Origin of the sequence: Chryseobacterium gallinarum (assembly GCF_001021975.1) — a bacterium.
Lineage (GTDB): Bacteria > Bacteroidota > Bacteroidia > Flavobacteriales > Weeksellaceae > Chryseobacterium > Chryseobacterium gallinarum.
The window spans coordinates 3,623,393-3,636,488 of record NZ_CP009928.1 but is presented as its reverse complement, the minus strand read 5'-3'; the positions used below and the strand labels follow the sequence as shown (position 1 = coordinate 3,636,488).

12 protein-coding genes are annotated in these 13,096 nt (G+C 39.4%); 5 read left to right on the top strand and 7 right to left on the bottom strand.

Annotated features, from left to right (window positions below; all coding sequences use genetic code 11):
• Nucleotides 1-23 precede the first annotated feature (23 nt).
• From OK18_RS16095 to OK18_RS16080, 4 genes are all read right to left on the bottom strand, one after another.
• Nucleotides 24-947 carry a T9SS-dependent choice-of-anchor J family protein gene (locus tag OK18_RS16095; protein ID WP_053328662.1) on the bottom strand — a complete coding sequence of 308 codons (924 nt, stop codon included), beginning with the start codon at nucleotides 945-947 and terminating at the stop codon, nucleotides 24-26.
• Between the two features lie 75 nt (nucleotides 948-1,022).
• Nucleotides 1,023-2,321, bottom strand: a complete 1,299-nt coding sequence (locus tag OK18_RS16090; protein ID WP_050021429.1) for a hypothetical protein — start codon at nucleotides 2,319-2,321, stop codon at nucleotides 1,023-1,025.
• 293 nt (nucleotides 2,322-2,614) lie between these two features.
• Nucleotides 2,615-5,899 carry a TonB-dependent receptor gene (locus tag OK18_RS16085; protein ID WP_053328661.1) on the bottom strand — a complete coding sequence of 1,095 codons (3,285 nt, stop codon included), beginning with the start codon at nucleotides 5,897-5,899 and terminating at the stop codon, nucleotides 2,615-2,617.
• A 65-nt stretch (nucleotides 5,900-5,964) separates the two neighbouring features.
• On the bottom strand, nucleotides 5,965-6,906 hold the full coding sequence (locus tag OK18_RS16080) for a FecR family protein (RefSeq protein WP_053328660.1): 942 nt from the start codon (nucleotides 6,904-6,906) through the stop codon (nucleotides 5,965-5,967).
• A gap of 237 nt (nucleotides 6,907-7,143) precedes the next feature.
• Between OK18_RS16080 and OK18_RS16075 the strand changes: the two genes are divergently transcribed.
• A complete protein-coding gene (locus tag OK18_RS16075) occupies nucleotides 7,144-7,773 on the top strand; it encodes an RNA polymerase sigma factor (RefSeq protein WP_228377628.1) in 630 nt (209 codons plus the stop codon).
• A gap of 24 nt (nucleotides 7,774-7,797) precedes the next feature.
• On the opposite strand, the gene OK18_RS16070 is transcribed toward OK18_RS16075, so the two are convergent.
• Nucleotides 7,798-8,418, bottom strand: a complete 621-nt coding sequence (locus OK18_RS16070; protein WP_053328659.1) for a helix-turn-helix transcriptional regulator — start codon at nucleotides 8,416-8,418, stop codon at nucleotides 7,798-7,800.
• A gap of 192 nt (nucleotides 8,419-8,610) precedes the next feature.
• On the opposite strand from OK18_RS16070, the gene OK18_RS16065 reads away from it, so the two are divergent.
• From OK18_RS16065 to OK18_RS16050, 4 genes are all read left to right on the top strand, one after another.
• Nucleotides 8,611-9,237, top strand: a complete 627-nt coding sequence (locus OK18_RS16065) for a superoxide dismutase (RefSeq protein WP_050021234.1) — start codon at nucleotides 8,611-8,613, stop codon at nucleotides 9,235-9,237.
• 18 nt (nucleotides 9,238-9,255) lie between these two features.
• Nucleotides 9,256-9,783, top strand: coding sequence for a DUF2480 family protein (locus OK18_RS16060; protein ID WP_053328658.1), 528 nt, complete (start codon nucleotides 9,256-9,258; stop codon nucleotides 9,781-9,783).
• Nucleotides 9,764-10,315 carry an NADPH-dependent FMN reductase gene (locus OK18_RS16055; RefSeq protein ID WP_053328657.1) on the top strand — a complete coding sequence of 184 codons (552 nt, stop codon included), beginning with the start codon at nucleotides 9,764-9,766 and terminating at the stop codon, nucleotides 10,313-10,315. Before OK18_RS16060 ends, OK18_RS16055 begins: the two co-directional genes overlap by 20 nt.
• Before the next feature lie 236 nt (nucleotides 10,316-10,551).
• Nucleotides 10,552-10,902, top strand: coding sequence for a 4Fe-4S dicluster domain-containing protein (locus OK18_RS16050; protein ID WP_053328656.1), 351 nt, complete (start codon nucleotides 10,552-10,554; stop codon nucleotides 10,900-10,902).
• A 49-nt stretch (nucleotides 10,903-10,951) separates the two neighbouring features.
• Here OK18_RS16050 and OK18_RS16045 read toward each other — a convergent pair whose 3' ends face one another.
• Together OK18_RS16045 and OK18_RS16040 are read right to left on the bottom strand one after the other, a co-directional pair.
• Nucleotides 10,952-11,887: a ketopantoate reductase family protein gene (locus OK18_RS16045; RefSeq protein ID WP_053328655.1), complete on the bottom strand. Its 936-nt coding sequence runs from the start codon at nucleotides 11,885-11,887 to the stop codon at nucleotides 10,952-10,954.
• A gap of 131 nt (nucleotides 11,888-12,018) precedes the next feature.
• The gene (locus OK18_RS16040; protein WP_050021238.1) at nucleotides 12,019-12,966 is read right to left on the bottom strand and encodes an NADP-dependent oxidoreductase; all 948 of its coding nucleotides are present in this window, start codon (nucleotides 12,964-12,966) and stop codon (nucleotides 12,019-12,021) included.
• Between the last annotated feature and the right edge of the window lie 130 nt (nucleotides 12,967-13,096).

Below are 13,096 nucleotides of genomic sequence, written 5' to 3'. Positions count from 1 at the left end.
TTTATAAGTACATTTACGAATGATTATTTTTTAATAAATTTCAACTGTTCCGCGGTCTTTCCGTCAGTGATTTCTGCGATATAAGTTCCTGCGGTTAATCCGGCTACAGGAATAGACCTGGAATACTGAACACTAAGGACTTTCTGGCCTGCCATATTGTAAATATTGACAATGGCTGTATTTTCTTTCAATGCAGGGTTAAGCTGGAGCTGCAAATTATCCTGTACCGGATTTTCTTTTATTTGTGTTAAATTTTTGTTTCTTTTTACTTCCTTAATTCCTAAAAACGAAGTCGCATAAATACCGATCTCATCAATATTGATATTCTGAATATTATTACCGTTTGCTTTTCTGTTGGCCCACATTCCGATATAGATTTTTTTTCCTGCAAAAGCGGAAAGGTCTACAAGGGATTCTACAAACTGGGTAAGATCTGCCGGAAATGGGTTGGTAGAATCTCCTACCTGTATTTTATAAGGGCTTGGAATATCATTTCCCCCTGCATCTATGGTCATTGCCTGAAAGTCAGATAAAGCGGGAACCTCTTTCTGCGGGGTGCTTACGTAGATATAGAGATCTCTGGCAACAATAGTATGGGAAGATCTCTGTCTTCCGATATAAGCTGCTAAAGTAATTGTTCCTGCAGCACCTGTCAGATCAATCTGAGGAGAAATAATCCAGTCATTTTCTGTAGCAAAACCTGTTGCGCTGCCACTTGGAACCAGACTGATGGAATGACGCAGAACATTTGCTGTTCCGTAGACCAGAGAAGTACCATTGTGGTAAATATTCTGTCCCTGTACCCACCCGTTGTTGTTATTGTTCAGATCATGGAATGTCCATCCCTGAAGATCAGCAGGTGTATCAAAGGAGTTTCCCCATACCAGAGACTGCGCTGCAGCCAGGTGAGATACCAGCAAAACAGATGATAAAATTATTTTTTTCATAATACTGATTATTAAGATTTTGAAAATAAAAGCAAGGGAACAGCGTGCGTTGTTCCCTGCTTTTTAAAGTTTTAATTATTCTACAGCCGTAAAATTGTATTTTGTCCAGGATCCCTGGAAGTTGCCACAGTTTCTTGGGGAAACATTCCAGCTTCCTTCGTTAAAGAATGGCTGGCTCATGCCCCACAATGCAGCAGTATTTCCTGTAAGGAGATTGGTTGCCGGTATTCCTGCCGTACCTGCTCCGATTACGGAAGTAGTGAAGCCATGAACCTGGATGGAAGCCAATGTTGAAGCTGAAGAAAGCTCAGAACCTGTACCTTCTACCCTGATTCCCACAGGATATCCTGTAACTACAGCGTTATGTAATGTCAGCTTACCATTTCTTCTGATGTGAATTCCGTTTTCGTAGGCAGCACCTTGTCCTGCGTTACCGAATTTAGGACCTACAATCGTAAGGTTATTAATAACAGGATTGGTAATCAATGAAGTCGCTGTACCGGTAGCATTGTTATCCAATTCGATACCGTTAGAATCAGGGCTTCCTCCGCTTACCGTATGTGCAGAATTGTAATCAGCCAAAGAAAGGGCACATGTAATTGTTCCTGTATATCCGTTATCAAAGTCAAAATTATCATCTTCCGCTGCGAAAGAAATCAGGTTGGATGCATTTACAGTTCCTCCGAAAAATTCGAAAGAATCGTCCTGACCGTAAGATACCTGGATATGATCCAGCGTTGTGCCGTTTCCTACACCTCCTAATGATAAGGCATTCACTTCATTTCCTGAGTTTGCTCCAACGAAATCATAGCCTGCAAATTCAATACGTACATATTTCATGATTCCTGCATTATGAGAAGGGTTGGTTCCTCCGAAATAGTAATCGCTACCGGTCAGACCTTCAATTGTTGTGGTAGAAGGAACATTGGTAGGAGCATCCCCTAAAAGGATCACTCCTCCGAAATCCCCGGGAGAAGCAGTTGTATCTTCATTTCCATCCAATAGTTTGTAACTTGTGAAAACAATCGGCTGGGTTTCTGTTCCGGTAGCATTGATTTTACCTGTCTTGGTAATCACCAGAATTCCTGAACCTTCACCTATTGCATTAGGCTTTGCTTTGATAAAAGTACCGGGCTGGATGGTAAGTGTTGCTCCGTTTTTAACGGCTACGGTACCATCAATTTCTATTACTCCGCTCCAGGTAGTATCAGAAGTAATCGGACCACTTACTGTAGTCACAGGTAGTGAAGAAGCTGTAAGGTATTCAGCTGAAGTAGGCTTCATTTCGAAGGGTGTCGAAGAATCTGCCAAATGATCATTTTGGCAAGCTGTAAGAGATAATGCAGCAGCTGCGATTAGGGTTAATCTTTTCATTGTTATAATTTTTGATAGATCCGGCATTTATTTTATGGCCGGAAATTTTTAATATTCAGAAATATCCGCCTCTATATTTCTGCGATTTGGTTATTGTTTTCATCCTGCAGACCAGGAGGAGCTGGCCTGCCTGAGTTCCCTTCTTTGCCACTACTGCCCGGGAAAAGACAATAGTGTTCGGTTTAGCTGATCCGGTACTGCTGTGCGCATCATCAGTATCAATCCGGCTCTTATCAGGATTCCGAAACCTGTACGCTTCTCTATCAAGAGCTCTTAATTTATTTTTTTGCAGGTTAAAATGTATAATTCACACTCAAACCAAACATTCTTCCGCTATAGGCCCGGAATAAGATTTTATCAATATTCTTATCGTATTTGTTTGTAGCTCCAGGTAATAATTCCATGGATTCTCTTTCTGTTTCCAGATTACTTCCGCCTCCGTCTTTCCTGGCTACGTAAGAATTAAAATTGTTATAGTATTCCTTTACCCTGTTAAAAAGATTTCTGACGTTTAATTTCACTTCCAGATTCCGGTTTCTCAGGAACTTATAAGAAATCTGCCCATCTGCTACGGCATAGGGGCGCTGTATTTCCTCCCCGTTGAAAGAGTAACCTACAGTGATATACTGATCGCCCTTGGCATTATAAAGAAAGCTTAACCCAAGCCTTTCTCCGTCATACATGAGCCCCATGTTGTATGCATAAGGAGTCTGTCCGTACAAGGGCCTGGCTACTTCATAGGTGGCATCCCCGTCTCCTGTTTTTTCCCTGTCTTTAAAGGCAATGACTTTAGTATCGTTATAGGTGAAATTCCCACTGATAAAAAGATCCGATAGAATCGAATTCTCTGCAATGAAACCTAAATTCTTCCGTATTTCCACTTCAAGTCCCTTCAGCTTTGCATTTTTTGAGTTCCCATTATACAGGTAAAGATTTCCTTCACTGGAAAGATAGCCTTCACGCTCAATGGGGTGATCTATATTTTTATAGTAGATTCCTGCAGAAAAAATTTCTCCCAGCCCCGGAAACCATTCAAATTTAAAGTCATAATTATTCACTACAGAGGACACCATTTCCGTATTGTAAATATGCCCATTGGCAATAGGGTCAAAATAGGGCAATCCAATTCTTTCATTAAATTGAGGCCGGATTACCGTTTTATTATATGCCAGCCTCAGATTGATTTTATTGGTAGGGCTATAGGTAAAATTGGCAGAAGGCATCCATTGCCAGGGTTGGTCATCTACTCCCGGTTTATTGACATTGCGTGAGTCACCGGGATCAAGCTGCTGGGAAACCAGATCATATTTGAAATATTCTGCCCGTACCCCCCATACTAACCTGAAATTATTTTTCCAGCGGTTATCAAACATTACATACATGGCATGCTGCTCTACTTTACCTTCATATTTTTCATTTTTATAGAGCGGTCTGGTTTGCCACCCTATTCCTCCGGGAGCATAATGAGAGCCATCAAACCAATCAGAGAGTGCCCCGTACATTTGTAAAATTTTACTGTTGGGGACATTTCTGTTTTCATCCACCCTGAGTAAAAACTTTTGCTGTTGATTCGTATTGGTTTTGGATGCCCCGGCATAGCCTATTTTAATATCATTTTTAAATAGCTCCCGATCAAAACTCCATTTGAAAGATGCACCGTAGTTGTAATCTGTTTCTTTACTCATGATATATCCTCTTGCAAAATCACTTGAGGAATTATTAACCTCATGATAGCTAAGGATTTCACGGCCTATAAAATTGTATAATGTCTGGTGCAGCGTATAATCTTTGGTATCTGAGGAAACCCCGGTCCTGGCAGCAAACCAGTTAATTTCCATATTCCCTGTCTTATGGCTACCTTCCAGTTTATTCTGCAAAAACATCTGGTAAACCGGATAGTCCGTATTCCCTGTAAAAGGTTTATCTAAAGATTTGATTTTTGAAGGATCATTATCAGGGATGATACCATTATAAAAGTAATGATAGGAAGCTTCTGCATTGGATGGCAAACCACTTCCACCGGTATATTCGTTCCATCCCGTGATTCTTGTCAGGGTATTGTCATAGATATGGGTATAGGAGTTCCGGAAAGAGATCCTGCTTTTATTAAGCTGCAAACCGAAATTAAGCATTCCTGCCACCGTAGAGTTATACTGATAGGATGCCCCTTTATTTTTAAAGTCATAAAAAGGAATTTGTCCATTGGCGTCCAAAGGCCCCGTCGTATCCAGCCAGTTTCCTCTTCCGGTATGATCAATATTCAGTTTGTTCTGTTCGTTCCGAATGACAAAAGCACCGGCAAAACCCCATTTATTGTTGTTGGCAAGGCGATATGTTCTTCCTAATGCCAGCTGAATGTTTGATCCCATATCACCTTTTGTTTTATAAGTGGTGAAATTATCATTCGTAAACTGTTTGGATTGTTCAAAGAACATAGGATTGCTCACACTCATTGCTTCGAGTCCTTTCGGGAAATCCCTTGTTCCGTCATCATACCCGAAATAATCATATCTTCCCCGTTTACGGGTCAGAAATTCTTTAAATGCCGACTGGTCATTATAGGAAGTACCCAAGGTTACTGTTGTAAAGTTTTCGTTAGGAATATCTTTAGTTCTTACCTCCACATAACCTCCTGCAAAATTGGCATTCATATCAGGAGTGGCAGATTTACTCACCACAACACTTTCCACCATGGCGGTAGGAATAATATCGAAAGAAAAATTCTGGTTATATGCTTCGGTGCTGGGTAGGTTGATGCCATCCATTGCGGCTGTATTCCAGCGTTCTCCCATTGAGCGTACCACAACATACTTATTATCTATAGTGGTAATTCCGGTTACTCTTTTTAATGTTCCGCCTATGTCATTATCCGGTGTTTTTGAGATTTGTTCGGCCGAAATTCCGTCACTCATCTGGGCGGCTTTTTTTTGCTGGGCCAGTAATCCTGCCTGCGTGTCGGCCTTCCGGGTTGCTGTCACCACCACCTCTTTAATGTCTGTAATTTTATCGGAAGCCGGATTCAATGCGAATGAAACGGTATTGGTTTCTTTATTAGTAACAGATAGCTTTTCTACCCTGAGCGGATTATATCTTGGTGCTTTTATGGTAAGAGTATAGAGCCCTGAAGGAAGATCTATGGTAAAATCCCCGTTATTATCAGTTATTATAGTTTTCTGAGCAATACGAACCTCTGCACCGGCAACAGGTCTTCCCACTTCATCAACAATTTTCCCGGATATACGTCCGTTTCCCGGTACCGAAACATCCGGGTTCTCATATTTTATTGAAATAAGGTCACCATTCAGGCGGAAAATAACAGGAAGTCCGTTAGTGATGTCTTTCAGGCAGCTGCTGATGGAGGAGTTTTCGCATTTTACCCCTTTTACTTTAAGCTCTTTAATATCCTGTTTTGAATAAGCTAGCCTCATCCCGGTTTTTCCGGCAAACTCTTCCAGAACTTCAATTAATGGCTTGCTTGCCGGTACGGAAAATGATACTTTCCGGACCAATTCCTGGGCTTCTGCTGTGACAGTAAAAAACAATGCTGCTATGGTAAGACCACATTTCAAACTTTTCATACGTTGCGTTCTCTTTTTGATAAGGTTATCTGATTATTATTTTTATGTTGATTACTAAAGGGGATCTATTTTTTCAAAGTATAGATGTTTTCTTTTTTCTGGACTTCCATTCCTAATATAAAGGCCAGCGATTCAATATTTTCTGCGGCTGTTCCTCCTGTGAAGTCAGCAGTGATCTTTTTACTTTCAATTTCTTTAGGGTAATATATCTTTATGCTGTAATTTCCTTCCAGAATGGTAATAACATCTTTTACAGAAACATCATTAAAGCTTAAAGACAAAAGTTCGGGAAATTGCTTCCCTGACGTTTCAGAGGGAGCAAAAGAAATAATAGCCGTGGTGCGGGCAATCCCCAGGTTGGTCCATTTCTGATTAGGTTTCAGGTAAGAAACCGGTACTCCTTCAGTAGATACGGCTACTTTACCTTCATAAAGGTCCACGGATTTTTTCTTTCCGGATTGTGAAACCTTAAATACCGTTCCCAGGACTTTGGTACTGAAGCCTTCAGCATAGACTATAAAAGGATGTGATTTTGATTTTGCAACGGAGAATATGGCATCACCTTTCAGATCAACAACCCTGGTAGAAGCAGGAAATGATTGAGCTACCGTAAGCTCTGCACCGGGTAATAAAGTTACCACAGATCCGTCCTTAAGATGAACAGTCCGGTTTCCGGATACTGCCATATAAACATCAGGCTTAAAGAAAATGGTATAAGTAAAAAAGCTCCCCAATGTCAATAGTATCACAATAGCCGCCGCTATTCTGTAGGCGCTTTGTTTTAAACTTTTTATATGACGGGGTTTTTCAGCAAAATAATGTTCCAGAGCAGATAGTACCCTCTCTTTAGATTCTCTTCTATGATGGGTATCCAGATCTTTTTCTGCAAGGAGCCTCCAGTGTTTTAAAGTTTCTTTTTCCTTTTCGGAAATTTTATCTTCCGAAACCTCCCGTTCCCAAAGTCTGAAAACAAAAGTTTTGATATTTTTATTGTTTAACCGTTTCATAAATATTCATCGTATTCACAGATACTCTATCTATAAAACTGTGAAATTGAAAAACTTCCCTGTCCGGTTCTTAACGTTCCGTTTATATTAAAGCCAAAATTCCAATCATTTTTAACCTATTTTACATTTACTCAACATTAAATTCATATTCAAGCCTTCATTTTCCAGAAATATTTAACCTTACCATAACTAAAGTTCACAAAAAGTTAATTTTCCTTTAGGTAATTTTGTCAGAGTATGATGAACCTAACAGACTCCACTTTATTAAAGAAAATAAAATCAGGCGACCGTCCTGCATTTATGCTGCTTTATGAACGATATTGGGACTCCCTGTACAGTTTTGTTTTTGTGAGGACCAAAGACAAGGAAATCTCTGAAGAACTGCTTCAAAACCTTTGGATAAAAATTCTGGAAAACACAGATACCATACAAACGGATGAATCGGAAAGCGCTAAAGGCTACCTGATCCGCCATCTTCATTACAGGATCCTGGATTATTACAACAGCCTTAAAAAAGCTTCACCAACATTGAGCATTGATGAATTCACCTCTCCTGAAGAAGTAGAGATAACCGATACCGAATATTTTGAAATTCTCGAAGAAAATGAAATTTCCTCTCTATTACTGATGATCGACAAGGTAGTTTCACAACTTCCTTCCACCGAACAACTGGTGTATGATATGAGGATACGGAAAAATATGTCTGTGAACGAAACAGCAGAAGCACTGGGAATAAGCAATAAAACGGTAAGCAATAAGCTCAGTAAGGCACTTGGGGAAATCCGGGAACAACTCAGTCCTGAATACAAGTCTTCTAAAAAACTTATTTCCATACTGGTGCTGATGGAAATCCTGACAAAATATTAGCTGCCCGGAATCAGATTATCAAAACTACGGTGTAATTCTATAGACACAACGCTGCCCTCCGGAAATAATATGATCTACCCTTTCTACTGTATATTCTTTTCCGATCAACGATTGAAAATTGGACAATTCTGCACGGCAGAATCCCTGGCACTCTGTAGCCGCAGCACATATCGGGCAATGGTTTTCTATCAGGAAATATTCATTTCCTTCTTTTTTCCATTCTGCCATATAGCCTTCCCTGCTCCGTATTTCAGCAAGGGCATTCAAACGCTCTTCCAAGGAATTTGCCCGGGAGAGTACTATTTCATACCGTTCATGAGTATTCTTTTCCCGGTCACTGATCAGAAGATCCAATGCGTTTTCACCTAAAAGGTTTTTGACAGACCTGAGAAGCTGAACCGTTACTTCCGCATGGGTATCCGGAAATTGCGAAAGACCTTTAGGGGTAAGTATATAATAGGTGGAAGGACGGCCAACACCTTCATTTTTTACAGTAGATTCTATCAGACCTTCCTGAGCAAGATTCAGTAAATGCTTTCGTGCACCTTCCTTTGTAATGGACAGCTCTTCAGCGATAAGAAGTGAAGTGGCTTCTCCTCTCATCTTCAGAAACATCAAAATGCGGTCTGCAGCCGGTTTCTTCATTTTTACAATATTTTAGTTGTTTTATTTTTCAACAACAAAGATAGTCATTTTCTATAATCTTTAAGATATGGAGATAATTTGATAATTTTCAATTAATTAGCTATAACATGACCTTCACAATAAAACAACTATTTAGTTGTTTTATTTAAATATATTATTACCTTTGTTCTATATTAATCAAAAATAAATGCAATGAAACTATTTACATTACCTCAGCTTCCTTATGCTTATGATGCTCTTATTCCATTTATTGATACGGAAACGATGACCATTCACCATCAGCGCCATCATCAGGCTTATGTGGATAATCTGAATGCTGCTTTATCACAAACCAATGAAGTTGATCCGGATCTGGATTCCCTTTTACAGCGGATAAGCGAGTATAGTCCGGCTGTAAGAAATAATGGCGGAGGTCACTACAACCATTCTCTATTCTGGGAAATTCTTTCGCCACAGCCTAAACTCAGTCCTGAAGGTGAACTTGGTGAAGCTATAACTACAACTTTTGGCAGCCTGGAAAACCTTAAAGCTGAAATGAAGAAAGCAGGGCTTGCTCAATTTGGTTCCGGATGGGTCTGGCTGTTCGTAAAGTTCAACGGTTCTCTGGCAATAAGTTCTACCCCTAACCAGGATAATCCTATGATGGATGTCCTGCAGGTAAACAGAGGTTTTCCTATCCTTGGAATAGATGTATGGGAACATGCCTATTATTTAAACTACCAGAATAAAAGAGCAGATTATCTGGATGCTTTCTGGTCTGTATTAGACTGGTCTGCCGTCGAAAGAAAATATGAGGAAGCCCTTTTAAAAGTAAGATAATCAGAACCGGTTAAAGATATGAATCAGGAAATCTTTATGAATAAAGCGGAAGCATCAGGCATTATTGCTCTTGATCTGTTGGATTATAAACCTACTACAGAAATTATAGAACTGGACATCAGAGATTTTCTTTTTATGGGAATGATTGTCAAGGAAAAAGAGTTTAAAGAATCCATTGCCCGGGTTGATTTTTCTGTGTACAACGGAAAAGCAGTGGGAATCACCTGCTCTACTGATGCTATCATTCCACCCTGGGTTTATATGTTTCTTATGGAAAAATTATCCCCATATGCTGTATACGTAGATCTCAACAATGCAGAGACCATTTTGCTGGATCTTTGGAAACGCCGTCTCATCTATGCCGATCTTAAACATTATAAAAATCAAAAAGTTGTGGTCAGGGCCCATTCAGATCATCATCCTGCGCTTTACCTTACAGCAGCAGAACTTCTGACACCCATGGTTAAAAGTCTTATGTATGGCGAAATAGGTCTACCCAAAGTAATTTTCAAACAAAAAAACAAAAATGAAAGCAATTATATTTAACGGATCATCAGAGAGAAAGGCAGAATCTGCTTCGGGGCTTATTTCCGGTTATTTTGTAGAACAGCTTAAAAGCCTGGGAATTCATACTGATATTTTTAATCTTGCTGATTCAGGGATTCCTTTATTTGATATGTCCCTTGCTGAAACACCCTTGGCTGTAGAGCGTATGGCTCAACGTTTTTTGGATGCCGATCTCCATTTCTGGCTGGCCCCGCTTTACCACGGAAGCATTCCGGGGGTGATGAAAAACTGCCTGGACTGGCTTGAAATAACGGCCAACAGATATGAGCCTTATTTAACTGATAAAACGGTGGGCCTGGTATGCTGGGCAGAAGGGTTACAGGCAATGCAGGGAATCAATACCATGGACGCCATTGCCAAATCATTACGCGCATGGCCTCTTCCCTTCAGCGTTCCTATTATAAGATCCTCTTTGTTTCATAATGATAACAGAACAATGATATCAGATTTTTACTCAGAAAAATTTGATAAGCTTATCAGCATTGCAGCCACTAAAAAGATTGAAAAATAAGATAATAAACCATTCATCATATGAAAGAAATATACAGTTCACTGATCCTCGTGCAGGATTATTTACAGCATCTGAAGCCGGCATTTTAAATTACACTGAAAATCAACAGATTAAAAGTACAGGTTTGCACAGTTTATGATGTAAATAAATTGTTGAAACTGTTTTAATTAAGTTTAACAGGGATTTCCAGCAGTACAATAAGAAATCCCTTTTTTTAACATATTATATATATTATCATGGCTATAAAAATAACTGATGACTGTATCAACTGCGGGGCCTGCGAACCTGAATGTCCCAACTCAGCCATTTACGAAGGCGCTATCGACTGGAGATGGCAGGATAAAACCCGGCTTTCCGGAAAGGTAATCTTTCCGGATGGTACTGAGGCAGATGCCGATGCTTTCAACCAGGCTGTTTCAGATGAAGTTTATTATATTGTTTCAGGAAAATGTACAGAATGCAAGGGCTTTCACGAAGAACCACAGTGCAAAGCCGTTTGCCCTGTGGACTGCTGTATTGATGATCCTGACCATCGTGAATCGGAAGAAGTATTACTGGAAAGACAAAAGTTTATGCATGGAGCGTAATAGCTGGTATTCAAATTATGCTGTAAACAGTACATCTATCTTCTGGATGCTATCCTGATATAATCTCGTTATATATTTTCCAGGTAAAAGGAGTCTCTATATCCAATTCTTTTCCGGATTTTAAAATGGCTCCTGCAAATAATTCCAGTTCGTTTTCTTTTTTGCCGGAATGGATATCCAACTGTAAAGATGTAGGAGTGTCAAAAGGAAATGCAGCTGCTTTTTCAAAAGTTGAATCAATGATATCTGGCTGTAAAAGAATGCCTTTCTTGTCTGCAATCTTTTTCATTTCTTTCATGATTTCAGTAGCTTCCTGCTTCTGTTGTTCGTCAGAACACACTGTTCCGATCGATGAATTATATTTTGCTGTCACCAATCCAAAGCTGGCGATAAAGAAAAATTTAGTCCAGATATCCGTCAGAGAATTATCTTTAAATTCAAGATCTATTTTACTTTCCTTCAACAAATCAATCACCCAGTCTATATTCATTGAAAAATGTTCAGGATCTCTTCCCACAATCATCTTTCCCGGTTTCCCTTTATGCTCTACCATACCTCTTTCCTTAATATGGGAAGCTACATAGATACAGGCAGGCAGAATGGTATGATCTGGAATAATAGTCCGCATTCTCTCGTAGATGTCTGCCCCATTCATCATAGGAAGCAATACCGTATCTTTATTAATGATTTCCACAAGTTGTCTGCATACATTTTCAAGATCATATTCCTTTACACAGATCAGAACCAGGTCAGGGGCTTTTATATCGCTGATGTTTTGCTCAATAGCATCAGGATAAGTATGATGATCAGAATGCTCAGGGGAAAGTAAGATCAGCCCGTTTTCTTTTACTTTCTCATACGTTTCTCCTCTTGCAACAAAAGATACCTTGTATTTCCCTGAAATTTCGTTTGTTTTGTTAATTTTAAAACCAAAATAGCCGCCTACACCTCCTAATCCTACAACAACAATATGTTTTTTATCCATGATATTATTTTTCAGTAATGCATTACATTATTCAAATATAGAAACTTTTATCCATGATTATTGAAACGATTTACAACTTCAAAAGAACATCGAGTCTTTATTACTATAGAAAACTTGCTGTCTGGAATTCTTTATAGTTCTACAACCACTTTTCCTATGGTACGTCCCGTTTCAATCTGCTGATGGGCTTTTGCCATATCTTCAAAATTAAATACATGGGAAACGTAGGGTTTTATAATTCCTTTTTCCAGTAACGCAGCAATCTGCTCCATATCCCTTCCACTGGAATAAACAGCCATAAAGTAACAGGCATGCAAATTCTTTTCACGGGCCAGTCTTTCGTCTTCCTGGGTATATCCGGATGGCAACGTGACAATAGATCCAAAGGGCTTTAAAACTTTAACCGATTTCTGAAAATTATCACCTCCGATCGCTTCCAGTACAAAATCGATATCACACAGAACTTCTTCAAAATGAATATTCTTATAATCAATATGCTGATCTGCTCCTAATCCTAATAGAAAATCCCTGTTAGCGGATGAAGAGGTAGCTATAACATAGGCACCTATATGTTTTGCTATTTGTACGGCAAAATGACCTACCCCACCCGATGCTGCATGGATAAGCACTTTATCATCAGGTCTCAGCTTACCATAACTGTCAAATGCCTGCCAGGCTGTAAGAGCGGCTAAAGTGCTCGCCGCAGCTTCAACATGGGTAATATTATCAGGTTTACCCACCAATTGTTCTGCCGGAACCGCTACATATTCTGCATAAGCTTTACCATGACCAGGAAAATTAACCATCCCAAATACCTCATCACCTACCTGAAACCCGGTGACTTCATTTCCTGTCTCTGCAACTACTCCGGAAAGATCCCAACCTAAAATTAATGGATCATACTGCATCAAATCCTCAGCCAGAGGAGCCTTCCTGCTACGAACCTTAGCATCTACAGGATTGATGCTGATGGCTTTTACCTTAACCAGGACTTCATTACTTTTTATAACAGGTTGTTCAATTTCTTTAATCATCAAATGCTCTGGTCCACCAAATCTCTCTAATACTATAGCCTTCATATTTATTATACTTTATGCAAAAATAGGCTGGAATAAAACAATATAACAGTATATTTCAAGCAAATTCAAGTATATTTTAATCCAATAATGCCCGGAACAAACCTCAACAGGAAGACAATATCAAAAGCCT

Bases quoted from the DNA above. Each gene is read 5' to 3' on its own strand.
- OK18_RS16095 (WP_053328662.1), bottom strand. From the start codon at position 947: ATGAAAAAAATAATTTTATCATCTGTTTTGCTGGTATCTCACCTGGCT.
- OK18_RS16090 (WP_050021429.1), bottom strand. From the start codon at position 2,321: ATGAAAAGATTAACCCTAATCGCAGCTGCTGCATTATCTCTTACAGCT.
- OK18_RS16085 (WP_053328661.1), bottom strand. From the start codon at position 5,899: ATGAAAAGTTTGAAATGTGGTCTTACCATAGCAGCATTGTTTTTTACT.
- OK18_RS16080 (WP_053328660.1), bottom strand. From the start codon at position 6,906: ATGAAACGGTTAAACAATAAAAATATCAAAACTTTTGTTTTCAGACTT.
- OK18_RS16075 (WP_228377628.1), top strand. From the start codon at position 7,144: ATGATGAACCTAACAGACTCCACTTTATTAAAGAAAATAAAATCAGGC.
- OK18_RS16070 (WP_053328659.1), bottom strand. From the start codon at position 8,418: ATGAAGAAACCGGCTGCAGACCGCATTTTGATGTTTCTGAAGATGAGA.
- OK18_RS16065 (WP_050021234.1), top strand. From the start codon at position 8,611: ATGAAACTATTTACATTACCTCAGCTTCCTTATGCTTATGATGCTCTT.
- OK18_RS16060 (WP_053328658.1), top strand. From the start codon at position 9,256: ATGAATCAGGAAATCTTTATGAATAAAGCGGAAGCATCAGGCATTATT.
- OK18_RS16055 (WP_053328657.1), top strand. From the start codon at position 9,764: ATGAAAGCAATTATATTTAACGGATCATCAGAGAGAAAGGCAGAATCT.
- OK18_RS16050 (WP_053328656.1), top strand. From the start codon at position 10,552: ATGGCTATAAAAATAACTGATGACTGTATCAACTGCGGGGCCTGCGAA.
- OK18_RS16045 (WP_053328655.1), bottom strand. From the start codon at position 11,887: ATGGATAAAAAACATATTGTTGTTGTAGGATTAGGAGGTGTAGGCGGC.
- OK18_RS16040 (WP_050021238.1), bottom strand. From the start codon at position 12,966: ATGAAGGCTATAGTATTAGAGAGATTTGGTGGACCAGAGCATTTGATG.